At 37.4% G+C, this 26,981-nt stretch carries 19 protein-coding genes; 5 read left to right on the top strand and 14 right to left on the bottom strand.

Features of this window, described 5'->3' with window-relative positions; genetic code table 11:
- Positions 1–107: 107 nt before the first annotated feature.
- The 3 genes from VKY50_RS03810 (at position 108) to VKY50_RS03800 (ending at position 2,873) form a co-directional block, all read left to right on the top strand.
- Positions 108–1,400, top strand: a complete 1,293-nt coding sequence (locus tag VKY50_RS03810) for a carboxypeptidase-like regulatory domain-containing protein (protein WP_324299024.1) — start codon at positions 108–110, stop codon at positions 1,398–1,400.
- Between the two features lie 175 nt (positions 1,401–1,575).
- A complete protein-coding gene (locus VKY50_RS03805; protein WP_324299022.1) occupies positions 1,576–2,268 on the top strand; it encodes a hypothetical protein in 693 nt (230 codons plus the stop codon).
- A gap of 140 nt (positions 2,269–2,408) precedes the next feature.
- Entirely contained in the window at positions 2,409–2,873 is a 465-nt protein-coding gene (locus VKY50_RS03800; RefSeq protein ID WP_324299020.1) for a universal stress protein, read from the top strand.
- Here VKY50_RS03800 and VKY50_RS03795 read toward each other — a convergent pair.
- The 8 genes from VKY50_RS03795 to VKY50_RS03760 all read right to left on the bottom strand — a co-directional run bounded on the left by VKY50_RS03795 (position 2,870) and on the right by VKY50_RS03760 (position 17,192).
- Positions 2,870–4,180, bottom strand: coding sequence for a dipeptidase (locus VKY50_RS03795; RefSeq protein WP_324299018.1), 1,311 nt, complete (start codon positions 4,178–4,180; stop codon positions 2,870–2,872). The two genes, VKY50_RS03800 and VKY50_RS03795, sit on opposite strands and share 4 nt — an antisense overlap.
- Before the next feature lie 394 nt (positions 4,181–4,574).
- Complete coding sequence (locus VKY50_RS03790; protein ID WP_324299016.1) at positions 4,575–5,438, bottom strand: DUF2130 domain-containing protein; 864 nt, start codon at positions 5,436–5,438, stop codon at positions 4,575–4,577.
- Positions 5,439–5,462: 24 nt separating this feature from the next.
- Positions 5,463–5,840 (bottom strand): hypothetical protein, encoded by a 378-nt coding sequence (locus VKY50_RS03785; RefSeq protein ID WP_324299014.1) that lies wholly within the window; start codon positions 5,838–5,840, stop codon positions 5,463–5,465.
- Between the two features lie 14 nt (positions 5,841–5,854).
- A complete protein-coding gene (locus tag VKY50_RS03780; protein WP_324299012.1) occupies positions 5,855–7,774 on the bottom strand; it encodes an ATP-binding protein in 1,920 nt (639 codons plus the stop codon).
- Positions 7,775–7,847: 73 nt separating this feature from the next.
- Complete coding sequence (locus tag VKY50_RS03775; protein ID WP_324299010.1) at positions 7,848–8,411, bottom strand: recombinase family protein; 564 nt, start codon at positions 8,409–8,411, stop codon at positions 7,848–7,850.
- Positions 8,412–8,596: 185 nt separating this feature from the next.
- Positions 8,597–9,898, bottom strand: coding sequence for an HNH endonuclease (locus VKY50_RS03770; RefSeq protein ID WP_324299008.1), 1,302 nt, complete (start codon positions 9,896–9,898; stop codon positions 8,597–8,599).
- A gap of 107 nt (positions 9,899–10,005) precedes the next feature.
- Entirely contained in the window at positions 10,006–15,489 is a 5,484-nt protein-coding gene (locus tag VKY50_RS03765; protein WP_324299006.1) for a DUF3320 domain-containing protein, read from the bottom strand.
- An 848-nt stretch (positions 15,490–16,337) separates the two neighbouring features.
- Positions 16,338–17,192, bottom strand: a complete 855-nt coding sequence (locus VKY50_RS03760) for a hypothetical protein (RefSeq protein ID WP_324299004.1) — start codon at positions 17,190–17,192, stop codon at positions 16,338–16,340.
- A 499-nt stretch (positions 17,193–17,691) separates the two neighbouring features.
- Here VKY50_RS03760 and VKY50_RS03755 point away from each other — a divergent pair, with 499 nt between their 5' ends.
- Positions 17,692–19,212 (top strand): family 43 glycosylhydrolase, encoded by a 1,521-nt coding sequence (locus VKY50_RS03755; protein WP_324299002.1) that lies wholly within the window; start codon positions 17,692–17,694, stop codon positions 19,210–19,212.
- A 365-nt stretch (positions 19,213–19,577) separates the two neighbouring features.
- Here the strand turns inward: VKY50_RS03755 and VKY50_RS03750 are convergent, their stop codons facing one another.
- The 5 genes from VKY50_RS03750 to VKY50_RS03730 all read right to left on the bottom strand — a co-directional run bounded on the left by VKY50_RS03750 (position 19,578) and on the right by VKY50_RS03730 (position 25,272).
- Positions 19,578–20,921: a Gfo/Idh/MocA family protein gene (locus VKY50_RS03750; protein ID WP_324299000.1), complete on the bottom strand. Its 1,344-nt coding sequence runs from the start codon at positions 20,919–20,921 to the stop codon at positions 19,578–19,580.
- Positions 20,922–21,014: 93 nt separating this feature from the next.
- Positions 21,015–22,004 (bottom strand): formylglycine-generating enzyme family protein, encoded by a 990-nt coding sequence (locus VKY50_RS03745; RefSeq protein WP_324298998.1) that lies wholly within the window; start codon positions 22,002–22,004, stop codon positions 21,015–21,017.
- 279 nt (positions 22,005–22,283) lie between these two features.
- Complete coding sequence (locus VKY50_RS03740; protein WP_324298996.1) at positions 22,284–24,542, bottom strand: xanthine dehydrogenase family protein molybdopterin-binding subunit; 2,259 nt, start codon at positions 24,540–24,542, stop codon at positions 22,284–22,286.
- 35 nt (positions 24,543–24,577) lie between these two features.
- Positions 24,578–25,036 carry a (2Fe-2S)-binding protein gene (locus VKY50_RS03735; protein ID WP_324298994.1) on the bottom strand — a complete coding sequence of 153 codons (459 nt, stop codon included), beginning with the start codon at positions 25,034–25,036 and terminating at the stop codon, positions 24,578–24,580.
- An 83-nt stretch (positions 25,037–25,119) separates the two neighbouring features.
- On the bottom strand, positions 25,120–25,272 hold the full coding sequence (locus VKY50_RS03730) for a hypothetical protein (protein ID WP_324298992.1): 153 nt from the start codon (positions 25,270–25,272) through the stop codon (positions 25,120–25,122).
- 145 nt (positions 25,273–25,417) lie between these two features.
- On the opposite strand from VKY50_RS03730, the gene VKY50_RS03725 reads away from it, so the two are divergent.
- Positions 25,418–25,603, top strand: coding sequence for a hypothetical protein (locus VKY50_RS03725; protein ID WP_324298990.1), 186 nt, complete (start codon positions 25,418–25,420; stop codon positions 25,601–25,603).
- Between the two features lie 17 nt (positions 25,604–25,620).
- Here the strand turns inward: VKY50_RS03725 and VKY50_RS03720 are convergent, their stop codons facing one another.
- Positions 25,621–26,901 (bottom strand): serine hydrolase domain-containing protein, encoded by a 1,281-nt coding sequence (locus VKY50_RS03720; RefSeq protein ID WP_324298988.1) that lies wholly within the window; start codon positions 26,899–26,901, stop codon positions 25,621–25,623.
- Between the last annotated feature and the right edge of the window lie 80 nt (positions 26,902–26,981).

The following is a 26,981-nucleotide window of genomic DNA, read 5'->3' as shown; positions in this document are numbered from 1 at the left end:
TACTAAGAATAAAATCAATTTGCAATGTTAAATAAGGTTGTATTTTAAAAGAATTGGTAAAAAAATTGTAACTTTTGTAGGTTTTTAACATTAATTAAAAAGTAACGATGGGACGATATACCATAAAATTAGGGTGGGTTTTAAGTTTACTTTTAATTTCATTTAACACAGTAAGGGCTGATGTATTCTCCGTTAGTCCCCAAGTCCAGGATACATTGCAGTTTAAACAATACAGTGGATTAGTTGTGGATGCCACCACGAATGATGAATTGGTATTCGCCACCATTTCAATTGATAACACGAATATTAGTTCTATAACCAATACTGAAGGAGAATTTGCCATTAAGATCCCTGATTCTCTATCCAATAGACATTTGGCCATTTCTTTTTTGGGATATCAAAAGAAGATCCTTCCTATAGCATCTTTAAGGGAAAAGGACAATATCATTACCTTGGAACCAATTTCTATTGCGTTAGAAGAAATCGATTTGGTTGCACCAAAGGATGCTTTAACCCTAGTAAAGCAAATGTTGAATAATAGTGGATTAAATTATCTTGATCAACCTGTTAGAATGACGGCTTTTTACAGAGAAACCATTAGAAAAAGAAGTAAAAATGCTTCTCTAGCAGAGGCCGTTGCCTATATATACAAACAACCTAATAGTTCACCGAGAAAGGATATTATAGACCTTTACAAATCAAGAAAGAGTAGTAATTACTCAAGACTAGATACCGTAGCTCTCAAATTACAGGGAGGACCATTTACACCACTTTATGTGGATCTAATGAAGTATCCTGAATATATTTTTGATGAAGATTTAATTTCGTACTATGACTTTTCATACCTCCATGGATCTACCATTAATGGAAAGCCAGTTTATGTAATAGGGTTTAAACAAAAAGAATGGGTTGAGGAACCACTTTTTTACGGCAAATTATATATTGACTCAAGCACCAAGGCTCTTGCAAGCGCAGTATTTAATTTAAATGTTGAGGATCGTGACAGGGCTGGGAATTTGCTAGTTCGACATAAACCACGTGATATCCTTGTTTATCCTACAGAAGCCTCCTATAGGGTGGATTACCGCATCAAAGAAGGGAAGTGGTATTATGGCTATGGAAATGTGCAGCTAGCCTTCGTAGTGAATAGGAAAGGAAAGTTATTTAATTCAAAATATTATGTCAGTAGTGAAATGGCCATTACAGATTGGTATGAAAATGGCTCTGGCAAAAATGTGCGATGGCGTGATCGCATGAAACCCTCTATCATTATTGCTGATGAGGCCTCTGGATTTTCAGATCCAGAGTTTTGGGGCGCATATAATGTAATAGAACCTGAGAAGTCTATTAAATCTGCAATAGATAAAATACAACGACAACTGAAAAGGGATAAAAGTTGAATTTTTCATGATTTCTTGATTAACCAACCGCAGAAGCCAAATTTTTAAACAGTAAAGGGTTTAAAAATTTGGCTTTATTTTAAAATTTATTTTAGAATTTATTGGATAAATTAACTTTTTTGAAATGATTTGGCATGCTTTTGGTTTGTATTTTTACCCAAAATGAATAAATTTTATGTTTGAAAGTAAACCAGGAATGCGATTGTATTGTTGTCTGTTTGTCCTTTTAATTGGCTCGATAGCTTATGGACAAGGAGAACTTCCAAATACTCCTATAGAATTAGAGGGGCTTGACCCCGTTATTACTGAAAATCCTGAAGCTGAAGAGCCTATCCCATTAGATATAGAAGCCCAACCAGATGTTAAAGCTCCTGAGGTCCCAGAGAACCCTAATAAGTCAGCCCTTGAAATGGCCAACAAAGAGGTTAACCTAATGGAAAGTAATGAAGCTTTCTTAAATCCTGGAGACCGATTTGTTAAGAAAATGAATAAGAATTATAGGACTCGTGATGGTGAAAAGGTTGGTGCCACAACCACACAATATTTCGGTGAATTTCGTACCAAATCTAAAACGGTAAAAATTATGGCCAGGGACCACGGAAATGTCGATGGTGATCGGGTTAATATAATTATTAATGATAGAGTAGTGGTGCCCAATGTGCTACTTCAAGGAAACTTTCGAGGATTTTATTTCGAGCTTGAAAAAGGCTTCAATAAAATTGAGTTTAGGGCGCTTAATGAGGGTGCATATACACCAAATACGGCTCAGTTTGCGGTGTTTGATGACCAAGGAAATGAAATTTCATCCAATGAGTGGAATTTAGCGACCAATGTGAAAGCTTCTCTAATGATCATTAAAGAAGAGTAATCATATTTTGCATAATTATTAAATCTTACTTAAAGTTTTTCCATTTCTTTCTAAAATTGGGTATCTTTAAGAGACTGGTCTTTAGAATATTGTGATTTATGTTCTGATATCACCCAGTTGAAACTAAAAAGGTTAGTCCAATGAGAAAAGTATTGATTGCAATAGATTATAACCCTACCTCTGAAAAAGTAGTTACCGATGGGTATAAACTTGCCCAAAGCTTGAACGCAGAAGTTTGTTTGATTCATGTGATTACGAACTTACAGTATTACGGAGCACAATATCCTGTTTTTATGGGATTTGAATCGATGAACCTTACGTATGATCCCAAAATTCATGATCAAATGAAAAAAATTGCAGAGGATTATGTTGCCACTGTAGCTTCTCATATTGGGGATCCACAACTAAAAACCCATGTGGCTGAGGGAGATACTGCTAAGGAGATATTGGACTACGCAAAGCAGTGGGGGGCAGACTTCATTGTTATGGGGACACATAGCCATAGCGCTTTTGAAAAACTTCTTATCGGAACCGTTGCAAACGCTGTACTAGAGAAAACAACGATTCCTGTTCATATGGTTCCTGTAAACCCAGAAAAAGTTTAGTGACTCTTGGATTGTATTTCTTTAGCAACGGCTTGTACACTGTCCATAACCCTCAAGAGGTTACCTCCCCATAATTTTTCTATTTCTTCTTTGGAATAACCACGACGAATTAATTCTTTGGTTACATTTAAGGTTTCAGAAGCGTCTTTCCAGCCATAAATACCGCCTCCTCCGTCGAAATCGGAGCTGATCCCAACGTGGTCTATTCCGATTTTTTCAACCATGTAATCAATATGGTTCACAAAATCGGCTACATCTACTGGATCTTCTGTTTGCTCAAGATTCTCTATTTGAAGTTTAATCTTTTTTTGTATCCGCTGGTACTTTTTATAGTATTCTTCTGCCTGTTTCTTAGGCAGCTCTTTATATTGATTGTAGTCTAGAATCTTAAAACCTTCTTCCGCAGCGGCATTGTATAATATCTCATTTACTAATTCTTGAAATCTTGCATTCTTTTCCACATCGACGTAACCTGCGAAAGCCACTGCTTGAACCACGCCACCATTTTCCTTTATCCATTCTAATTGCTCGTCATCTAAGTTTCTGCTGTGATTACTAAGAGCTCGGGCAGAGGAGTGGGAGGCAATAATTGGTGCCTTGCTTAACGCTATAATTTGCCGCATAGCTTCTTTTGATGGGTGTGAAATATCTATCATCATACCGTATTTGTTCATTTCAGAAACAACTTCTTTGCCTAATTCGCTTAATCCGTTGTGTAGCCAGATGTTATCTGATTCTCCAGTATTGGAATCGGATAATTGACTATGTCCTTGATGAGCTAGAGACATATATCGGCCACCTAAATCATAAAATTTCTTTACATTATTGATATCGGTTCCAATGGAGTAGCCGTTTTCGATACCAATCATAGCCACGAGTTTGCCTTGGCCATGAATGCGTCTAACATCTTCGGAATTCAAAGCAAGCTCTATTTCCTCAGGAGCGTATTGATCGCAGAGACGATGGATTGCATTGAATTTATCCATGGCATTTTTATGTGCCTTTTTAAAACCCTTAGCGCTAAGTTCTTCTTGACCAGTATAAACAATTAACCAAGCGACGTCCAAACCGCCTTTTCTCATTTTTGGTAGATTAACCTGTGAATCGGTATTTTGCGAGTAATTCACCTGTGAGGTGAAGTTGTTTAAATCAAAATCACAGTGTGTATCTATGGTAATGACCTGATCTTGAATTTCTTTAGCTAGTTTGGTTAGCTCTTGATTTGAGTATTGTTTTTCTTCAGATTGCGCATAAACCATAACGGTTGTCATTAAAGTTAAAAGAAAAACGAATTTGGTGATTTTCATGAGTTAGGTGTATTAGATTATTGATCGCAAGTAAATGTAGTAATTTCATGGAAGAATAATTTAATTTTTGAATCAAATCAAACGATGGGATTCATTGGATAGGTTTGTTAAAGGGGATAACGATAATTTCTATTTTACATAATATAAATTATGGTTCAAATAGCTTAGTCTTTAATTTAGGTCGTTTGTGTTGCTAACAAATTAAAATCTGGACTTAAATAATTTAAAATATGGATTCACTTAAATATCTATATTTCATAGAAAGGTGTCTATAAATTGTTTACATAATTTTATTCGTGAAGAAATTAGTGAAAACTCGTGAAAATCAGCTTAGTTTGATGCGAGATGGTTTTTCACATTTTACAAACTCTTTTGAATTCATTTTGGCAACAATTTAATCTTCATCATCAAATTCTTCACCATCAGTTAGCTCCAACGCTTTGACGGATTGAATGGCATTTCCGGCAATTCCTTTTATCGATCCATACATATCTATGGTGTTAGTAATAACTTTTTCGATTTGCTTTTCCCTTTGTTTCCAGATTCTCTGCATCGATCGTTTTTCACTTTCCAAATCGGATTTCATTTGGGAAAATCCTTCAACTATTGCTTCAACCTGCATTCTAAATGTATTGCTGGTTAAATAGTCGTAAAGCATATGCATTTTGTCCCCTTTATTTTCCTGGGAACTGACAGCCAGACTAAGTTGTACTACTGATTCTCTTAATACAGTACATAATCCTTTAAATTCTTCATACGAACATATCCATACACCATCTCTTAACCCCATACGATCAAAATCCGATGGCATTGCTTCTGTTACCAGGACACCAATATCCGCTCCCTTTTCACGCATATCTGCTTTGAACTTCTCGATCCAAGTAGGTTGAAAGTCTTTGGTTCGCTTACTTTCATAGTAAATTTTACCACAATTTTGACGAGTACGCGTATTTACAATTTGAATACAATCTCCCCCTCTGGCTCCTTTTTTGATTTCTTCTATTGTATCCAAAGGAAATTGTGAAGCCAACCATTCCTCTATTGCCAATTCCTGGACTTCTCCTTGCATCTGCATAGATCCTTGCTCCTGCTTACGTTTCATTTCTTCCGTAAGCTTCTTCTGGTCTTCTAGTTGTTTTTGAAGTTCTTTAAACTTCAGCTCATTCTTTTCTTCTTCCGCTTTTCTAATTTTTTCTTTATCAGTAAGTAAGGTTTCATTTAATTTCTTTTGCGCTTCAGCTTCAGCAGCTTCTTTCAATTCGGCCTTCTCTAGTTTTAACTTCTAGATTTCTGCTTTGGTACGATTAAGTTCCTTAATTTGTTCTGACTTTTCATTTAACTCTTTTTGCAAAGCCTGAAATTGTTCAGATTGTTCTTCCTGTAATTTACTTTTGAGCTTCTCCTCTATTAATTTTTTTTCTTCTTTAACTTGTCTCTCGAGCCTTTCTTGGAACAATTCATTTTCTTGTTTCTTCTTTTTTTCAAATTCAGCTTTGGCATCATTTAAAAGCTGGAATTCCTTATTATATTTTTGTTTTTCTTCAATTAGTTGAGCCTGGTACTTTTGTTTGATCTCATCTTCTAATTGATGTGCAAGAATATCTTGTACGTCAATCAATGTGTCACAGTTAGGGCATTTTATTTTGGTTGATTCACTCATAACCTAAATATCTTTTAATTGACAAATTCACTAATAGTATCTAACCAACTTTTTATTTCATCATAGCCACCTCTGTTTCTTAATCGGTCGATAGTCATTTTCTCAACAGCCGTCATATTAAGTTGGCGTTTTACTCTAGAAATTTTCTTTTTCTGTTTTTCCTCATTTTTTATTGGATCAGGATTAATTGAGTTCCAATCGCCTCCTGATGCATTATGTACGGCAATTGCCACTTTTTCTGGAACATCATCTATGTCACGTATTTCAGTAAGATTTATTTCAATGTTTTGACTCTTATAGCATTCATTTATAGCTTCGTGGTGCAGGTAATTTTCCAATTCAGGCTTCTTCGTGTTGAACCCTACTTTATTCAGATTTCCTTCGGCATTCAATGCAATAACACTATTTATATATTCTTGTTTATCCGAGTCATAGATATGTACTTGTGATTGTAATAATCCATCCAAATATTTCTTCTCAATATAATGTTTTAATTGAGACCCTCCAGTGGGAATAAAAGCTACCGCTTCATTATTATCAAGATTGAGAATTGAATTGTCATGATTATGCAACAATTTGCTATAGTTAATTAAGCCATTAACATCATTTTCTCCTTCAACAAATATTAGGGCTTTTACTTTATTTTTTGGGTCAGGCAACGCACCAAGAGTTTCGATAATTCTATCAATTATATTGGAGTTATCAGAGCCATCTGGATTTGTTCCATTTTCAACTCGAATATTTCCATCATCTACAAAAGCATACCTCAATGATTTTTTAGGGATTTCCTTTGCCAAATTAGAATTATGTGTTGTAAAAAGAACTTGTGCATTATTTGTTTCCGATAGTTCTTTCAACGCATTTACAATCATTAATTGAAAATCAGGATGCTGAGATGTCTCAGGCTCTTCCAATGCATAAATGATATTAGGAGCGTTTGAGGTTCTTCTGCTCTCGATCTGAGCACGGAAGAAACTAAGTAAAACTAAACGCCTCATTCCACTTCCTCTTTTATTTAAGGGAACACCTCTATTATCTTCCAATGTTAATTTGAATATCGTATTCCAAGAAGGCTCTTTAGGGAAATTTGAACGTAAAGTCTCAGCCAATTTTGAATCCAATTCATTTAATTTCGTAATTGTTTCGTCAGCCATTGTTGTTGAGGCTTCCTGAACGGCTTCCTTTAATTGGTCTAACAGTGGAGATATAGTATCCCTTTTAAGAACCTCCTTAATTATTTCTTTCATTGGGTCTTGGATGTCGGAATCTTGATCATTAAGAGGTTTGTCAACAAAGAACAATGAATAAATGGGTAGATATTTCTTAAGCCCACTCCATATCTTTTTTCGATTATCTTCATTGTCTAACCTTCCATCAATTTTTATTTCACAACTTGTTGTACGAATTTCTTGATCAGGATAAAAATGATTTCGAATTGCCCGTCTTAATTCTTTACTTTTTCGTTGGTCTACTCCTTCTGAGTCTATTCCCAATTCATCAAGTTGAAGTTTTAAAGTAGTACGTTTCTTTTCAAGCAAATTTACTAAGTTCTCATTATCTGGATGTTCACAAATTATTACAGCTTCTTCTGAAATGCTTCCTGTTTTTGATACCAGAAACTTTTTTTTGATTTCCAAATCACCATCACTATTTAATAAAAACTCATCGCTTAATGATGTCTCAACTGAATCATCAAGGATTAAGATGTCTGGCAAATCATTAAAAATACAACTAATTTCTATCTGTGACTCGTCATTTACAACTGATAAATCATTTTTATCAGGTTTTCCATTAAAGAAAATATCTAATGCTTCAAGGATAGATGACTTTCCTACATCATTTTTTCCAATAATTACATTGAGATCTGAAATATCAATTTCAGTCTCCCTCGAATAGCTTCTAAAATTCTTTAATCTTAATGTCTTTAATTTCATAACTCTATATCTTATATGAGATTTTGAAATTACTTTATCTTTTTAATAATGATTTACGGTTATCCGTATTTCATTAAAATTTTTTATCGACCCTATAAAATGTAGTCTTACTCATCCCTGCCCTTTTACATGCTTCTTCTATTGGTAAATTTTGGTTGTCATAAAGATGCTTAGCATATTGGTATTTTTCAACTGTTTCCTTTTTAAAACCTTTAGGTCGTCCAAGAAGTTTTTTACGCTTCCTAGCGTTCTTAAGTCCAACTTTTGTTCTTTCACTAATAAGGTTTCGTTCAAACTCTGCAACAGCAGCAAATATTTGTAAAAGAAACTTGCCATTGGCCGATGTGGTATCAAACTCCGGTTCGCTTAGACTTTTAAAATGTACACCCTTTTCATTAAAAGTATCTATGAGGTCTATCATATTTTTTAAAGACCTGAATATCCTGTCATTTTTATAGGTTATGACAGTGTCCCCTCTTCTGAGAAATTCAAGCATTTCTTTTAACCCTTTCCGGTCTTCCCTAACACCACTGGCTATATCAGTATAAATTTTTTCACATCCCTCCTTCTCCAACAAGTCAATTTGTGACTCTAAATTTTGATCCTGGGTTGAAACCCTTGCATATCCTACCAGCATAATATTTGTTTCAAAAAAGGTTATTTTATAAAACTATTAAAAAAAACGGAAAAAGTAACTAACTGGAGGTAAATTTCTTTGGTAGATAATTAGTTTCAGGAAACGAACGTTAAAAAGAACAGTATTTTAATGTAAAGTGACTAATAGAATACTGCTTAATTTTTCTTTTAAACCTATAAAATCTCTTAAAGAGGTCGATAACCATCCTTAAATCCCCTTCCTTGAGTATCTTTTAGTGGAGCCCATTCATCCCCTTTAACAATACATTTAAAATGGTTTTCAACCTCTATTAGTGAATAATGCTGTTGTGTACCATTATAGTTTAGGATAATCTCATGCACGTACTTTTGGTTTTCAAATATTATTTTCATTAGTCCCCATCTTTTATCTGAGCCTTGCTGCTTTTCTATCTCATACATAACCAGTAAAGATTCTCCTTTATCTATGATTGCACTTTCCAACATAGTCGTGGAATAATAACTGGTGTAAAAAAACACACTATTTTTTTTCAATCGTGCAGAGTATTGCTCGATTGGATTATTATTTACTTCTTGTGGGCAGCAGGGAAAAGCAGACTCTGCGTCCCAATTTTTTTGAATGACATTATTGGGAATTATATCACTTTGTTCAGATACTCTTTTATGATATCTTTCATTGACTTCAGCATAGTCTCCACTATATGAATCTGCACTAACTTCTATATACAATTTAACAGTACTTGACGAAATACCTAAAAGATTACCAATTTCATAATAAGATAAGTTTAATTCAAAGTGCAGTAGTTTTGCTGCATATTTACGAGCATCGTAATAATTATTTCTTTTCGCTTTGTTATAACATAATGCTTCCCTGTTGATTCTTGTTCTTCTTTTTACTTCTTTAAAAATTTCTTCTATTCTTTGTTCTTTTTCAACCCTATCACGATTAAATATCCATTCGTCCAATGCTCCAATTTTCTTAGATTGCATATCGATTTTAGCCCAGGCAGTTAATCTCTCTAAGCTTGTTTGCGCTTCTTCTTTACTTACAGTACACATCCATTTATAATTTGGCTCTGGAAATTTATCCCGATATTTAGAAGGGTCAGCTAGAAATGCCTCAACACTGCCACAAACTATTGCAATACGTTTTGCAGTAATTGGATTGAGTAATATATTTTCTAATCTTGTAACCCACCTCAAATTTTCAGGTCTGTTATTTTGTTTGTTGGTATCTATGTGGTCAACAACGTGTTCTTTGGTCGGCGGTTCTCCATGAAAAGCATATGCAACGATTCTATGTACTCGTTTTGATGCAATTTCCCTATACCCTGTTTTTTTGTTAGGTTTTCCGAATGTCCATTGATTGTCGGTCGGGCGGATTTTCCCTTTCTTTCGGGGATGGCGAAGAACTGCTCCATTGTCTCGTACTGAATACTTTTCGTCTTTGTAAGTGCAAGTTATTTCTCGGTTGAAATCGTGGTCAGGGTCAGGTGCATATACTGTCATGGTCTTCGGTATTTTTATAAATTCCCCTTTTTAAAATTAACTTTTGCAGCGCGCCGTCACATGCCTTATTACCACTTGATTTTTAGCGATTATTGTCAATAGGCAATTTAATTATTAACAATTCTGTCGTTTTTATCTCTCACTGCCATTTCCCGTTCGACTGCCAGTTCGATGCCTTGTCTCATTGCGGTATCCACATTTCCTCCAACTCTTGCATACTGAAAAACTTTGGCAACGGCACGTACAAGATCTTCTTCCGGCACACTCATTTGGTTAACAAGTATTTCCTTTACAGCGTTCGAGATTTCGTAGATTGTTAAATCTTCTGCACTGCGGCGTTCGGAGATTTCTGCCGGAATACGATATACTGTATATTGTTCAGGGACCTGGTCATCTCTCCAAAAACAAACATTTTCATCTTTATCCTTAGTCCTTTTTAACTCCATTCTTTTAAAGATTTGATCAAAACGAACCTGAATGCGAGACCCCAGCCTGGTAATATCCCATGCCGCTAATATTCTTTTACATAAAAGCGATTCATTTATGGGAGCTTCTATGGCCATAACCTGTTGTACCTGATCGATAATTTTTTCAGTATTGTCTTCCGACAAAAAATCCTCGTAACTTACATTATACAAAGGGGGTAATTCTGTAATGGTATATGTATGATCTTGCTGAGGGCTATTTATTACCGGAAGAATACTTTTGTTATCAAAACTATTGTTAAGAGCATTTTTAGGCACAGTTTCCTCTATTATCTTTTCTCCGAAAGACTCCGGCATATCTATTTCTATACTTTCTTCTCCATTATAAAGAAATTTTTCCTCTGTCTTTCCGGATTTTAACCTATCCAGGAACTCGAGAAGGTTTTGCAATACTTCTTCCCGGTATTCCCATAAATCCAGACTCCATATCCTGAAAATATTCCACCCCAACAGTTTTAGCACCGAGGGCTGTATAACATGACGATCTCTGGCGCTTTTCCCAGAGCGGTAATTGGCTCCATCAAATAATATCCCAGCGAGATACGCTCCATCCTTATCCGGATGGATGACGGCCATATCTACCTGATAACCGGAATTCCCGATATTGGTCTCTACCCTATATCCATGTTCCTTGAGAAAATCAGCCACGGAAGTTTCCAGGCTTCCTGTTCGGTTGTTCCGGGATAAGGTAGCAGGTGATACGGGGAGGGCCTTTTTGCCTCTTTCTGCAAAAGCCAAAAACGCTTTTAATCCCGCCACTCCTTCCGAGCGAGTACGTGAGAGATCAATCTGATCAGCATGTAAGCTGGAATAGACTTTCATGGCATACCTTGCCCTGGACACTGCAACATTCAACCTTCTCCAGCCTCCTTCGCGGTTCAGGGGACCGAAATTATGCGAGATGTAGCCATTTTTATCCGGACCGTAGCATATGGAAAAAAGGATAATATCCCTTTCGTCTCCCTGAACGTTTTCCAGGTTTTTGATAAACAGGGGTTCTTTCTGTTTATTATTGATCTCTTCCAGGGTCGGGTTGTTTGCAAATTCAACATTTAACAAATCTTCGATGAGGGTTTGCTGTACTGAGCTGAAGGTAACTACCCCTATACTTTTTCTTTCCCCATCCGGAGCTGTTAACTGTCGTATTAATTCTTTTACTATGGCAACTGCCTCTGCACGGTTTTGCCTGGTTTTACCACGCTCGTAAACTCCGTTTACCGCAATAAAGCGTACCCTAGATATGCGATCATCGGGAGAAGGAAAGGTAAACAGGCTGTTATCGTAATACTTGGCATTACTAAAGGCTATTAAACTCTCGTGCTGGCTGCGATAGTGCCATTGTAGTTGCCTGGATGGTACAGATAACGCCTGGCAGTCGTCGAGTATGCTTTCCAAATCTTCATTGCTGTCTTCCTCATCAAAATGTATGGAAGAAAAGAAACTTGTGGGGGGCATTTGTTTGGGGTCCCCTACCACAATAAGTTTTTGTCCGCGGGCAATAGCACCTACGGCTTCACTTGTCGGCATTTGCGAAGCTTCGTCAAAAATGACAAGATCAAAGGGTTCATTATCAATATCCAGGTATTGTGCTACGGAAATAGGGCTCATCAGCATGCATGGCGCTATTCGGGGCAACAAGTTGGGAATTTCATTAAATAGTTGGCGAAGCGATTTACCCCTACCCTTACTCTTTATCGCCCGCTGTAATATCCCGGTTTCCGAGGTGGCTACGGTACCTTGTGAGAGTTCTGGGATACGCATGGCCAATTCGGCATAAAGCAGCTCCTGTGTAAGCGTTGTAAAGGCCTCGATCCAGGCTTTGAACCTGGATATTTGTGTATCGAAATACTTACCATTAAAAATGGATAATTTTTCTTCCTGTTCTATGATTATGGTTGCAAGAGCGCTGTACAGGCTTTTACAGAGTGTATCTTTGATCTCTGCATCGGGAAGTTCACCCTTTTCATATACTTCAAGAAGCCCATTAAGATTCAGGGACATTGCCTTTTTACGCACCTGCGTCCAATAGTACCAGTTTTTTAGCTGCTCCAAATGCTGGCTCCATCGCATGGCTTTTTCCAAGCTGATATCCACTCCGGCATGTTTTTCATAATCCAGGGCGCAGTTGACCAGTTTTTCTGTGGCTCTCCGCTCTTTTTCTTCCTGTTGCATGACCACAGGCAGTTTACTGAATAAGTTACCGTAATGTTCCTTGAAATACACATAACCCTTGTTGTATAAACGTCCAATGGCCATTCTTATCCTGTAAGCTTCTTCTTTGCCCGGCAACCGTTTTAAAAGTTCCTGCTCGACATACTGTATCCCGGAGAGGGCTTCGCTGAGCTTATTCCATTGGGGTGCACCATTTCTCCATAAGGGCCCGAGTTTTTCCGTTAGAAAATCTTTGTGGTCTTCAATCTGCTTTTGGTTTTCCTGGTACGCCAATAAATCCAGTAGGATCTGATGTATTTCAGTCTTTAGTATCTTCCCTGTTTTCAGATAGCCATACACGGTTTTCCTCAACTTTTTTTGTGCGAAATACCGTGGCAGAAACCATTGGACGGAAGCCATGTTCCACCCGGCGAGCATTTCTCCGACAGGGGCGGTTAAAATGGTTGTCTGAAATCTCTCGAGTAACTTATGCTTTAGTGCATCGCTCTTTTCTCCGGCATCTATTAACGGATGAAGTTCTTCTCCCAACCGATATAGTTCCCGCTCCATAAAGAAATTTTCAGGGACCTCAGGCAACTCATTAATAGTCCGAATCATTTGATTAAACTCTTCTAGCTTTTCATCATCCCAAGAAGTATGGGGCCAGTCTATATCAACTACTATATTTTCCAGGACATCATTTAAGCTTTTCCTGTGCTTCAAAAATACTTCCAGCTGATTGCCTAAATTGTCCTTAAAGCTACTGCTGTATGTCGAAATCTCCATACCGTACAATGGGTGTTCACAGGATGCACCCTCACAGATAAGCGCAGCGGTTTGCAATTGCTCGGCAACATCCATAAGTTCCTGCACCTGTTCCCTGTTTAATGTTTTGAGATTTTCGGTATCAAATGGCACATGGTCCGAACCCTTTTTACATCCAGAGTATGCATTAAAGAGCTCAAAAAGGGAAAAACCGCAAGATTGTTTTTCATGAAGGTTCTCAACATATTGATTGAGTTCGTCCCTTAACAGATCCAGTCTTTTGGAGTGGCTGGTAAAGTTTTCCGGGATACTGCTTTTGGCGACCTCCATCACTTTACGGAACTGTTCCAGTACTTCCGATTTTCTTGCCTTATTGGAATGCAGTTCCAGGCAGAAAGGCGCCAGACCTATAGCTTCGAGGCGGTTTTGTACTACGGACAGAGCGGCCATTTTCTCGGCCACAAACAAGACCCTTTTGCCCCGGTATAGCATATTGGCAATCATATTGGTGATGGTCTGTGATTTTCCCGTTCCAGGAGGACCATGTAGTATAAAACTCTCTCCGGAGACTGTGGCAGCAATGGCTTGTAACTGCGAGGCATCCGCACTTATGGGGAGCAGGAGTTTTTCATGCCCGTATATACCATCCAGGTGTTCTTCCCGGGCACACGTCAATGGGACCTCCAGACCTCCTTTAATGAGCCCTTTAACAATGGGGTTCACCGCAAGTTTTTCGGCATTGGAATGAATATCGTTCCACATGATGAATTTACTGAACGAAAAAGTACCGAGAAAGATTTGTTCTTCCACATCCCATCGCGGGACAGACATGATCGTCTGCCTGATGATATTAAACACCAGATTGACATCCACGCCACTCTCATCTCTTGGCAAAGGGTCCAGTCCTGAAAGGGAGAGGCCGTAATCCTGGCGCAACTTCTCCAGGAGTGTGACATTCAATACTGTTTCTTCCTCTCTGCTACGAATAATGAATCCTTTTTTTACCGATTTTCGGATAATTTCGACCGGCATGAGCATTATGGGGGCAAACCTGGGTTTCTGGCTGGAGGGTGTTTCGTACCATCGCAGCAAACCAATAGCCAGGTATAAAGTATTGGCACCATTTTCTTCGAGTGCGTGCCTGGCATTCCTGTAGAGGTGCAACAATCCTTTATGAAGTTCTTCTTCGGTAAGGTATACCCGTAAGCGATGTTGTTTTAGTTCTTTTTTAACCAATTGCAGTATGGGGTCCTTATGGTGGAGTGCCTGATATACCCCTGTATTTCTCAGCGGGTTTTCCCAATCTTTGGGCTTTGCCAGGATTTGAAATTCTTCTCCGTCGGCCATGGCATCTTCCAATTCATTGGGCGGAACGGGTATGAACTGTAAAGATGACCTGGTGGTTCGGAGGTTTAACAGGTTATTGCGTAAACTAAGGTCTAGCAACTTTCTTTCCCACAGCTGCTGTTTGCCATAGTCTATTTTTTTTACATGCTGTAATTTCACAACACTCTCAAGAGCCACCGGACTTCTTAAATCGACGGGATTTTCAGAGGGATGGTCGAAGGTTATGATTTCCCAATCCTCTCCCTTTTTCCTACGTAACGGGACAGGTAGAATACCACTAAAACGGCTCCTGTGTACATCTATAAAGTAAAGAAACTTATCTAAATCATTGAAATGATTGCCTGCAAGTTCAATCGCCTCGTCAAAAGAAGGGACATTGCCTTCATTCATGGCCGTTGCTTCTATGAGTATAATTTCATTGATCCCCCTAACCATCCTTTTGGTAAGCAAACTTGGATCGTCATTGACGGCATCGGGGAATGTGTCGTCTATGAGCCATGCTCCGACAAAAGCATGTCCTTCAATAACAACCAGGATGGGATGGATCCCCATGGCTTCCAGGGCGGATGCGTATAAAAGAGACATTTCAAGGCAATTTGCCATCTTTGTTTTCAACACCATATCAACCATCCGCACTCGTTGTCCGATCCCCCCAAAACTTGCCGGGACAGTACAATAGGTTATATTTTTTTCGGCTATGGTTTTGTACAAGGCCGCCATCAATTTTTTCACCCGGTCCGGATCCTGGCTTTGATAGTCGTCCAAAGCGGAATTCTCTGTCCATTGTCGCATGGTCACAGAGATCGCTTTCAGTAGTGGGGACAGCTCGGGTAGATTGGGCATTACAAAGGCAGAGATCATTTCAGGAAGTACACTACTTCCAAGCCATTGATCATATGCGAGAATATCAATTTCGTAGGTTTCACTATAAATTTCCTTACCATCGGCCAGAACTGTGAGACGTAATAGGGAAGAAAGCTTTTCTGTTAATGTATATATAAATGACGGATTCAGTTTTAAATTAATGGTCTCAGGTTGATATAAAGTGTCGGGAGGTATCTGTTCAGCAAAAAACTCGATCGGTTTGGCAAAATCATCTTCAGGAGTTATTTTAACGTTTAGATTAGCCCACTCTTTGTCTGTATTATTTTTAACAGATAATAATTTTATTACGGGTACGTGATTCTGGTATAAAGCATAGCTTACCGCCGGAATATAATCGAAAACAATAATTTCTTGAGTAGTTTTATCTATCATAGTATAAATTTAAAAGAGCAGAAAAGCTATCCAATATAACAAAAAACACTTTAATTGCAGTTCCTTAATTTAATTAACTAGAACTGTTTCCATATGAATTCAAAGATACATTGCAGATTTCCCAAAAACCTTACGGTTTTCCTTAAAAGCATATTTTCATGATCTTTTAAACTAAAGCTTGAAAGTTATTTTTAACTTTACCATGGCAGTTTGTCTGGGCAAATGGATTAAATGTATTCCAAACAATCTTAATAAATTTTAAAATGGACTTTTCTGAAAAAGAATCTGATTTTCTAAGTGAAAAGCAAAAACAGGCTATAAATGATGCTTTACAAAATTTAAAAGAAGGAAAAATATACACTCATGAAAGAGTAACTAAATCTTCTATTTCATGGAGAAAACCCTTACATAGTACTCCCCGGCGAAGAGTGATTCTAAAATAGAAATTCTTCTGGCAAATAACATCTTTCTTTAATTTTTTTATCGATATAACCTACCAATTGGCTTGTGTTTGAAATTAATGCTCTTACCTCTGCTTTTGAGATCTCTTGAAAATTATTGTCTTTATCTAAACCACTACGGTGAACCAAATCATGTCGTTTTTGGATTGCGATTGATATATCTTTAATTCTTGGAAATTTTTGAAGATCAAAATTAAATATGTCAAAAACAGCAATCAGTTTTCCAATGTTATGGTAAATAAGGTAATTCAAATCCTCTCTAACACGAGCCCCCAATGAGTTATATTTAGAGAAGATTTTATTTAGGGAAATTTGTTCTTTTTTGTATGGTTCATATTCACTAACAAATTTTTCTAAGGTATACTCGGATTCAAACACAATCGATATGAAAATTTCATTTAGATAAGTTTCAAGAGCGGTAATTACACCAGAAAATACCAACCTATTTAATGCCTGGTCAGTAATATACTGCTCAATTTCTACATTGAGTATTTTTTTAAGCCGATCTATTTGGATGTGATAAAATTGCTTAGATTGATATGGTGTGGATTCATTGTATTCGTCTTGGTTTACATTTCCTGAATAACTAATAGATCCTTTTAAATTATCTTTAAAAATTATTTCAAATTTATTCAGATTGACTTTTATTGAACATTCATATGGTTTCTCACATTCAGTACAGTACAATCTATCTTCATTAGAATAAGGAGATTGCACCTCCGTAAAATTAGTATCAAGCTCTGTTGAAAATTTTCCGCGACAATATATACATTCAAGATTAATGCATATACCCTTATTTGTAGAAAGGTCTATTTCAAATGAACTCATTTTTCAGGTATCGTTAGGACAATAAATATATTGAAATTTAAAAGAAAGAGAGTGTTTATTCTCATTTTCAATTATAATGAGTTTAACATGGCTATAGAACTCTTCGGTTAAAACTATCTAGTTTTTAAATTGTAATTTTCATCGAAAAGAATCAATTTCCAGATTTTAAATGATTTTTTGTGAAATAGGAAATATGGTCCAATTCATGCTGCCTAAAGAGATCGGGAAGAACCTACAGGCTCTCTCCTAATCCATATTTTAATTTGTGGGCAACATTTGGTTGTTATTTGCCCTATGAAGTTGACCCTCTAACAGATTTAAAGAATAAAGAAAAGTATGACCTTATTACCCCCGAACTTAACCAATTTATAGCAAGTTTATAATCTAACGAATTTTATAACTGGTAGTTGGTAACATAATAATTAATTTTAAACTTATATTTAAAATGACTATAAGTTGTGGTTAATCTGTATATTTGGATGAACTAACAAACTCAATCATGAAAAAAAATGCATTATTTTTTATTTTATTGGCATGTTTCTTTTGGTCAAATGCCCAAAAACAACGCCCTAATTTAAACATTCCATTGACTCATTATCAAAATCCAATATTTTCTGGAGATTTTCCTGATCCTAGTATTTTAGTGGATGGTGAGGATTATTACATGATTCATTCTTCATTTGATTATCATCCCGGACTTACAGTATGGCATTCAGAGGATTTAATTAATTGGTCCATACTAACGAATGCTTTACAAAAACCTGTAGGCTCAGTTTGGGCTCCTGACCTTATTAAATACAAGGATAAATATTATATCTACTTCCCTTCTAATAATACAAACTACGTGATATTTTCTGATAAAATGGAAGGTCCATGGAGCGATCCTATAGATCTTAAAATTGGAAATATTGATCCTGGTCATGTAGTAGATCAAGATGGTAATCGCTATTTATACTTCCCAAACGGCGGATATGTACCTTTGACCGATGACGGATTAGCCACCGATGGTGAAGAAATACATGCTTATGATGGTTGGTCTATTCCTTTGGATTGGACTATTGAATGTTTCTGTATGGAAGGTCCTAAACTTTTTAAGCATGGAGAGTATTATTATCTTACCGTAGCTCAAGGAGGTACTGCAGGTCCTCCTACTGGACATATGGTAATCTCTGCCCGTTCTAAATCACCATTAGGACCTTGGGAAAACTCTCCTTACAATCCAATTATTAGAACTGAAAATCCTGAAGATCAGTGGGCTTCGGTTGGACATGCCACCGTTTTTAAGACTGCCTCTGGTGAACCTTGGATGGTATTTCACGGCTATGAAAAGGATCATTATAATTTGGGAAGACAAACGCTACTTGCACCACTAGAGTGGACATCAGATGGATGGTTTAAAATGCCTGATTCCATTGTTATTTCTAAACCAATTAAAAGGCCGACTTCAAAAGTCTCCAAAAGTAATTATCAGCTCAGTGATACATTTGATTCTTCGATCCTTGATCCTAAATGGCATTTCTACGCAGATTTTGACAAGGATCGATTTAAGATAGAAAATAACACCTTGAAAATAAAAGCTAAAGGAAGTACTATAGCCGATAGCTCTCCTCTATTAATTTCCCCTTCGGATCATTCCTATAGCGTGTCTGTAGAATTAGAAATTAAGGGAAATGCTATTGGTGGTTTAGTATTGTTTTATAATGAGAAATCAGGTTCTGGGATATTAGCGGATCATTCTAATATCCTTGCTAATTTACGTGGTTGGCAATTTGAGGCTGAAAAGGGTGTATTGAATAGAAAAGTACATTTAAAGCTTATTAACAACAATAATATTGTAAACCAATTTTATAGTATAGATGGTGAAAACTGGAAGAAAATTGAAAGTTCCTTGGAGGTCTCAGCCATTCATCATAATGTTCTAAGTGGGTTTTTGAGTCTGCGAATAGGCTTGGTCTCTATAGGTGAAGGCGAAGTACATTTTAAAAACTTCACATATCAGCCTTTACCCACCGAAGAGTAATTCAGGATTTAAAATTTGAATACCTTGGATTAAATTTCCAAAAAACACAACACCGTACCTGCGACAGTTTCCTTGGCTTGGCTTGGTTATCCATTCAACCAAATATTGAGAGGACCCGTAGGAAGTGCAATTTCTGAAGAAAATTAGGTGTAATTTCGTCCAGCGCTTCGCTGATTTTGGACAAAGAGGGTTTGACTTTATTAGATGCGCGAAGTGGTTATTGATGAGATTTTATAAATAAATTACTGGCCTCTACTCTATTATTTATTAGATAAAAAGAGCTTCAAATTATTTAAAACTTGAAGCTCTTTTTATTTTATTTTCCTCTTTTAAAGTAAGAGTTATTACTTTATTTATTTAAATTACTACATGACCTTCGTTTTTCCTGGAATGGGAATTGGGTAATTACCATCTTCTCCTGGTAATGTTGGTGGTGTTGTATCCCAAGTTACTTCTGCCGGCATAATTTGAAGATCAGATTTCAGCGCTTCATCCCAGTTGATAACTTGTCCAGAATAGGTTGCCATTCGTCCCATGATCGCAGTCATAGTACTATACGCCCCATTTTCCGTATCACTTATAACTCCTTTGTTACGAATAGATTTGAAAAGTTCATCATGTTCTTGTTGATAAGGGTTTGGATCGTTTCTACCTCGATAGGAGAAAATATCTTCATTGTCATAGCCTACAATTTTTGCCGCACCTGCGTCATTAGTGTCTACGATTCCTTTTGTTCCTTGGAAATCTTCGCCAACTTTAGACCAAGTACCAGGTTGATGTCTACATTGACTAGAGATTATAGCACCACTAGGATATTTGAATTCTACAAAATGATGATCGAAGATCTCTCCATGCTCAGGGCCAGTTCTCACAAGACGTCCACCCATTCCTTGGGCTGATATTGGATATTCACCTATAAACCAGTTGGCCACATCAATATTGTGAATGTGTTGCTCTAAGATATGATCTCCACATAACCAGTTGAAGTAATACCAGTTTCTCATTTGATAATCCAGCTCAGTTTGGCCAGGTTTTCTAGGGTTAACCCATACTCCACTACTATTCCAATATACTTGACCAGAGGTGATTTTTCCAACTGCTCCTTCTCGTATTTGTTTTTCTATTTCAATGTAGTTTTTTTGGTAACGGCGTTGCAAGCCAACAACCACATTTAATTTTTTCGCTTTGGCAACTTTTGCCATTTCCAAAACCTTACGTATTCCTGGGATGTCTACTGCAAGTGGCTTCTCCATGAAAACATGTTTTCCGGCATTTACAGCATATTCAAAATGATATGGTCTAAAACCTGGAGGAGTTGTAAGGATTACAACATCCGCTAGATCAATAGCTTTTTTATAGGCATCAAATCCTATGAATTTATTCTTCTCTTTTACTTTAACTTTTTTAGTGCCTTCAAATTCCTTTTCAAGGTGCTGTAGACTTCCATTTAGTCTGTCTTCGAAGGCATCAGCCATAGCGACAAGTTGAACATTCTCATCTGCTTTAAGCGCTTGGTTTGCTGCACCAGTACCTCTACCTCCACAACCTACTAAGGCAATTTTTAAGGTTTTGTCATTCAAAACATTAAACATCGCGTTCATCTCAGTGGCTGGAAGCATCATCCCTGCGGAAAACAGTGCTGTGCTTTTTACGAAATTCCTTCTAGAACCACTGATATCAAGTAATGGTTTTTTATCTGATTTTCTCATAATTAAATAATTAGTATAGTATTTTTAATCGCTAAACGATATAAGCTATTTTAGGTTAATAATTCATTTTGCTATCTAAAAATGTTCTAGGTCTCATTTGGAAGGCTTGCTTACTCCCCAGTATTTTTCATAGTCAGCTTTTGACGGAGGGGTTGGATCTCTTACTATTCTAAATCCAACAAAAGGAGCATCCGTGTTCCACCATAAACTTTTTGGAAATTGAGGATCTCTCATTCTCCAATTTTCTGTTGAACCATAGCGAGAAGCACTTCTCAAATATTCTGCCGGATCATAGTAAGATCCCCCTCTGAGAGACCAAGGGTATGGTTCAGTCGCTACTTCATGAGGGTTTTTCGCAACTTTCTTACGCTTACTATAAGCATCAGGAACGTATTGATCTAATGTCCATTCTGCTACATTTCCATACATATCGTACAATCCCCATGGGTTAGGTTTCTTCTGTCCTATTTTATGGTAGTGATCATCACTGTTATCCATATACCAAGCATACTCCCCTAGTTCAGAAGGGTCATCTCCAAAATGATAGGCGGTTTGGGATCCAGCTCTAGCAGCATATTCCCACTCTGCTTCCGTTGGAAGTCTATAGAAATGGCCCGTTTTTGCAGACAACCATTCACAAAACTTTGAGGCGGCTAAAGGTGTTACGTTTCCAATAGGGAGGCCCGCTCCCTTTCCCATTCCAAGACTCATGTCTACATATGGAATGGTTGCACCGGCAACCGCGTCAATGTCATGATCAATATCTTTGGATTTATTTGGATCATTTACATCATCTACAGAACGTTGTAGGTATAGATCGTATAATTCCCATGTAATCTCATGAGATGACATCCAAAAAGCATCGAGTTTAACTTTGTGTTGTGGACCTTCATCTTCCGATCTTTGCTTTTCCGTTACGGGGCTGCCCATTAGAAATTCTCCTGCTGGAATTCCTACCATATCTATTGTTAATTCACTTCCAGCGATCTTCTGGGTGTAATTCTCTGGTTTTTGTTCTTGGGAGTAGCTATTTAAAGAATATAGCACAAGGGATGATAAAAATAATCTGTAAGTGATTTTCATTCGTTGTAATCTATGTTATTTACGTTTTGTTTGTTTTTGGAATAATTAATAGGGTATTTTTAGATGTTAGTCTAAAAAAAAACAAGATAACAAAAATTTGATTCTACGCATATTAAAGCAGTAAAGTTCCTGTGTTAAATTTTCACAAAAAACATTTTAGCATTATTTTGTTAAAGTTACAGATTAAATCCGTAAAAAAAAGTACCAAAGCATATGGCTGCTTGATACTTATTTTATCTTGTATGTTTTGAATACCAAAAATGGAATTTCGCAACTATTTTATCCGATTACCTTTTTGTTTGTAATGAAGGGTTGATCGTAATGACGTTGGCCTGTAGCTTTATACAAAGCATTAGCAAGTGCACCCATTACCGGTGGAAATGGTGGTTCGCCTAGCCCTGTAGGATGTTCATTGTTATCAACAAAGTGAACCTCTATTTCCTTTGGGCTTTCTTTATGTCTGATGAGGCGATAGCGATCAAAATTATTTTGAATTGGAGCTCCGTCTTTAAAAACCAAACCTCCATACATTGCATTTCCGATTCCATCAATGGTTCCTCCTTCTACCATATTGGTCGCTGCAATTGGATTTACAACAATTCCACAATCCACAGCAGCATATACTTTTTTAACCACAGGCAGATCATTTTCAATGGCCATATCCAAAATATTAGCTACATACGAATTATGACAGTAATATGCGGAGACCCCTCTATAGACTTTATCGGTTGATTCTTTACCCCAACCTGATTTTTCACGAACGAGTTCTAGAACTCCGGCATAACGCTTAGGATCATAATCATTATTTTCTCCTACAGGGTTATTGCTTGCTCTTTCAAATAATTCTAGTCTAAAGTCAATTGGGTCTTTTCCTGCTTCTTCAGCTACTTCATCTAAGAATGCCTGCTCGACTCCCGCGATAAAGTTTGAGCGTGGAGCTCTAAATGCACCAACGGTAATATTAGAAGGAACATCCCAAGTTTCAGCCAGATAATTATCCACCGCTCCAGCTGGGAATCTATTGGCAAACAATGGGCTTTCTGGAATTCCCCCTGCCCTTACATGAAATCCGATAAGGTTATTATCCTTATCAAGCGCGGCTCTATACCTTGCGTGATAAGCGGGACGATATGTTCCAAATGTCATGTCATCTTCACGAGTGTAAATAAGCTTAATGGGGGATTTTGTTTTTTGAGAAATTATACCAGCTTCCACTACAAAATGGCCATAAAGTCGTCGTCCAAAGCCACCTCCCTGTCGGGTCATTTTTAGTTCCACTTTATCCAATGGAAGTCCTAACCTTTCTGCTGCAGATTTTTCCATATATTCTGGAGTTTGCACTGGACCACTTAGGAGTGCTTTATCCTCAGTAACATCGGCAAAGAAATTCATAGGTTCCAAAGTGCTGTGGGATAAAAAAGGGGCTGTATAACTACGCTCTATAATCTTAGCAGCTCCTTTAAAGGCTGCATCTGGATCACCATCTTTTCGTACAATCTTCGAAGCCTTCAGGGACATGGCCTCCATAATTTTATAATGATCTTCACTATTTTCCTTTCCTGCCGGAATTGTTTGTGAAATAATGTTTTTTCCTGAAAAACCACGAAAGTTCTCTTGGTATTCTTCAAAAGGTTCCCACTGTGCTATGATGGCTTTTTTAGCCTGCATTACCTCCCAGGTAGTGTTTCCTACAACCGCTATTAATTCTGGAAAGGCATCGACATCAAACATACTTTTTCCCTTCACATTTTCATAGGTGTTGATGGTGAAAATGTCTTTTATTCCAGGCATTGTTCGCGCCTTGGAATCGTCATAAGATTTAAGTTTTAAACCAAAGGCTGGAGGAGGAACGATCATCGCAATTAGCATACCTTCTTGATCTTGATCAATTCCAAATAGGGGTTTTCCGGTTACCAGTTTTAATCCATCAACGTTTCTCTTTGAGGTTCCAATAATTTTAAATTCATCATAGTTTTTCAGTTCAACTTCCTTTGGTGGCGTTATTGTTGCGGCCACCGAAGCCACCTCTCCATAACCAATCGTTCTATTTGTTGCTTTATGGCTAATAATACCTTTATCCGTAGTTACCTCGCTAACGGGAACTTCCCATTGTTGGGCAGCGGCTTGTTTTAGCATTTCTCTAGCAGTTGCCCCTGCCATGCGAAGTCCATCCCAACCGAATTTAATTGATTCACTTCCCCCTGCTAATTGACGAGTAAAGATTGCTGTATTCAAAGGAGCTTGCTCCACTAAAACGTTGTCCCAATCGATATCGAGCTCTTCCGCCACAATCATGGGCATGGATGTTTTTACATTTTGTCCTATTTCTGGATTTGGAGACATTATTGTAGCTAGGCCATTGTCCCCTATCTTCAGATATCCATTTATTTCAAACCATTCTTTTGGCATTTTAGCAACTTCTTTATTTGTTGGGTTGCAAGATGCCAGCCAACTAAAGCCTACAACGAGTCCTCCACCTGCTAATGCTGAGGTTTTAAGAAATGATCTTCTACCGTATGATGTTTTTATTAAAGTCACTGTTCCTGTTTTTGAGATTAAGTAGTAAAGCTGGTTTACAATGAAGACGAAGCCGTCTTTATCGCTTTTTTTATTCTAATATAAGTACCACAACGACAAATATTGCCATTCATGGCCTGATCAATCTCCTCATCACTTGGATTGGGATTTGCTTTCAAAAGTGCTGCTGCTGACATTATTTGTCCAGCTTGGCAGTAACCACATTGAGGGACGTCTTGTTCGAGCCAGGCTTTTTGCACTGGATGGTCTCCGTTTTCCGATAAACCTTCAATAGTGGTGATTTTTTGTTCTCCTACTGCGGAGACTGGTAACTGGCACGAACGCACAGCGACATCAGATACATGAATCGTACATGCTCCACATTGAGCAATTCCACATCCAAATTTTGTTCCAACAAGTTTGAAGTGATCTCTAAGTACCCAAAGCATGGGCGTGGAAGGATCCACATCGATTTGGTGTGACTCCCCGTTAATAGTTAGTTTAAATGTAGCCATAATGTTGTTTTGGTAAAAGGTACTAAGTTTGAATGAATTACTGAAATTAAATAAAAAATTTTAGTATTTTTTTTGCATTTAATTCAGGTGTTAGAGCCTATTACTAAGGATTTGTAATCTACAATAACACAAAAATTTGAAACAATATTGGCAACTCTGAAACTCTCGGCCCCTAATTTAGCATATTCCCTTTCCCGCTCGGATTTCCACTGATGTTGGTCTGATGTTTGCTGCATGTTTTTAACGGTAAAAATAGGTTGCAAAATGCATTAGTTAATAAACCCATTCCAAATCTAAATTTACATATTTGTGGCCAGCGGGTTATAGGACTTTCCCGATATTGAACTGACCGAACTAGTTCAATATTACAAAAGCCAGAAGATGGTTGAAGTTCCTTGTCCTTTGATTGATCCTTTTCAACTGTTTTACCATGCCTCCTTGCACAAGATCCATAAAGTGGCACTGTGGTATCAACAGTTCTACCCTGTCGATCCGTTGATGTACATTGGAACCATAGGCGGTAACCCTTTAAAGTGTTCCAGCAAGGCCATTACCGCCGTCCTTTGAGTTGCGATTACCTGTTATTAATCTATGATGGCTTGATAGATTAATACAGGTAATTTCTGATGGTCTTCTGATATTTTAGTTGGAATGACTTGCGTTAAGTAAACTACCACCAATTCTTCAGAAGGATCCACCCAATAACTTGAGTGGTACGCCCCTCCCCATCCATATTCACCTACAGAACCCATTGTTCCACGATCACCTAAATTTTTAACAACGGAAAAGCCTAAACCAAAGCCAGTTCCATTATCCCAAGGAAATTTAATATTAGAAATGTGATCTACAGTCATGAGTTCCACTGATTTACGTGACAGGATTCTTGTGCCATCTAATTCTCCTTCGTTCAACATCATTTGAAGAAAACGCCCATAATCAAATGCGGTACTTAAAAGACCAGCCCCTCCAGAATAACTTACACGAGGGCCTTTTATATATGCTCCTTGTCCTACCATTGCCCCAGGATTTGGTGCTTTTTCGATGCCTGTATCTGTAGCAGAATACACTACTGAAAGTCTATCATTCTTCTCTTTTGGAAGGTAAAAATGGGTGTCATTCATTCCCAAGGGTTGGAATACGTTTTCACTTAAAAAGGCATCAAGACTCTGTCCTGAAACCACTTCGATTAAAGCACCTAGAATATCAGTGGAATAACCATAGACGAACTTCTCTCCTGGTTGGGCATCAAAAGGAAGCTTAGCCATTCTTTTTACGGTTTGTAAAATAGGTTCTTCTCTATCAGCAAAATACCAGCCTTGTATCCCAGCCTCTTTCCATTTATCAGCAGCTACTCCATTTCCGTATCCAACACCTGCAGTATGAGTCAATAAATCTCTAATAGTAATCGCACGATGAGCTTGCTCAATAGTATATCCACCATTCTCATCTGGTACAGCCACGGTAGTTTTATTAAATTCAGGGATATATTTCCCGACTGGTTCAGAGATGGTAAGTAGTCCTCTTTCTTGTAAGATCATAATGCCTACACTAACAATAGCCTTTGTTTGAGAAGCAATACGGAATATATCTGTTCTTTCCATAGGGTCATTTTGTTCAATATCCCTTTTACCAAAAGCCTTATAATAGGCTATTTCTCCTTTTCTAGCCACTAAAATGACTGAACCTGGAAGTGCATCATTCTCAACAAATCCTTCAAAAGTTTTAGTTAAGTATTCAAGCCTTTCACTGGAAAAACCAACTTTTTCAGGGCTTGTTTCAGTGAAGGACTGTGCGTAAGTATTATTTTCAAAAAACAGAGCAGCTAATAATAATATTAAGATGTATAGTTTCTTTTGAAGCTTCATGATTATTTTAGTTATAAGTTAATAACTACAAATTAAGCAGTTTTTCTATTTCTTTAAAAGTGAATACCCCAATTTATTAT

The organism is Galbibacter sp., assembly GCF_035306585.1.
GTDB lineage: Bacteria > Bacteroidota > Bacteroidia > Flavobacteriales > Flavobacteriaceae > Galbibacter.
The sequence above is the reverse complement of the archived record's forward strand: the minus strand, read 5'-3'. Positions and strand labels throughout refer to the sequence as shown.

Bases quoted from the DNA above. Each gene is read 5' to 3' on its own strand.
- VKY50_RS03810 (WP_324299024.1), top strand. From the start codon at position 108: ATGGGACGATATACCATAAAATTAGGGTGGGTTTTAAGTTTACTTTTA.
- VKY50_RS03805 (WP_324299022.1), top strand. From the start codon at position 1,576: ATGTTTGAAAGTAAACCAGGAATGCGATTGTATTGTTGTCTGTTTGTC.
- VKY50_RS03800 (WP_324299020.1), top strand. From the start codon at position 2,409: ATGAGAAAAGTATTGATTGCAATAGATTATAACCCTACCTCTGAAAAA.
- VKY50_RS03795 (WP_324299018.1), bottom strand. From the start codon at position 4,180: ATGAAAATCACCAAATTCGTTTTTCTTTTAACTTTAATGACAACCGTT.
- VKY50_RS03785 (WP_324299014.1), bottom strand. From the start codon at position 5,840: ATGAGTGAATCAACCAAAATAAAATGCCCTAACTGTGACACATTGATT.
- VKY50_RS03780 (WP_324299012.1), bottom strand. From the start codon at position 7,774: ATGAAATTAAAGACATTAAGATTAAAGAATTTTAGAAGCTATTCGAGG.
- VKY50_RS03775 (WP_324299010.1), bottom strand. From the start codon at position 8,411: ATGCTGGTAGGATATGCAAGGGTTTCAACCCAGGATCAAAATTTAGAG.
- VKY50_RS03770 (WP_324299008.1), bottom strand. From the start codon at position 9,898: ATGACAGTATATGCACCTGACCCTGACCACGATTTCAACCGAGAAATA.
- VKY50_RS03765 (WP_324299006.1), bottom strand. From the start codon at position 15,489: ATGCCCAATCTACCCGAGCTGTCCCCACTACTGAAAGCGATCTCTGTG.
- VKY50_RS03760 (WP_324299004.1), bottom strand. From the start codon at position 17,192: ATGAGTTCATTTGAAATAGACCTTTCTACAAATAAGGGTATATGCATT.
- VKY50_RS03755 (WP_324299002.1), top strand. From the start codon at position 17,692: ATGAAAAAAAATGCATTATTTTTTATTTTATTGGCATGTTTCTTTTGG.
- VKY50_RS03750 (WP_324299000.1), bottom strand. From the start codon at position 20,921: ATGAGAAAATCAGATAAAAAACCATTACTTGATATCAGTGGTTCTAGA.
- VKY50_RS03745 (WP_324298998.1), bottom strand. From the start codon at position 22,004: ATGAAAATCACTTACAGATTATTTTTATCATCCCTTGTGCTATATTCT.
- VKY50_RS03735 (WP_324298994.1), bottom strand. From the start codon at position 25,036: ATGGCTACATTTAAACTAACTATTAACGGGGAGTCACACCAAATCGAT.
- VKY50_RS03730 (WP_324298992.1), bottom strand. From the start codon at position 25,272: ATGCAGCAAACATCAGACCAACATCAGTGGAAATCCGAGCGGGAAAGG.
- VKY50_RS03725 (WP_324298990.1), top strand. From the start codon at position 25,418: ATGGTTGAAGTTCCTTGTCCTTTGATTGATCCTTTTCAACTGTTTTAC.
- VKY50_RS03720 (WP_324298988.1), bottom strand. From the start codon at position 26,901: ATGAAGCTTCAAAAGAAACTATACATCTTAATATTATTATTAGCTGCT.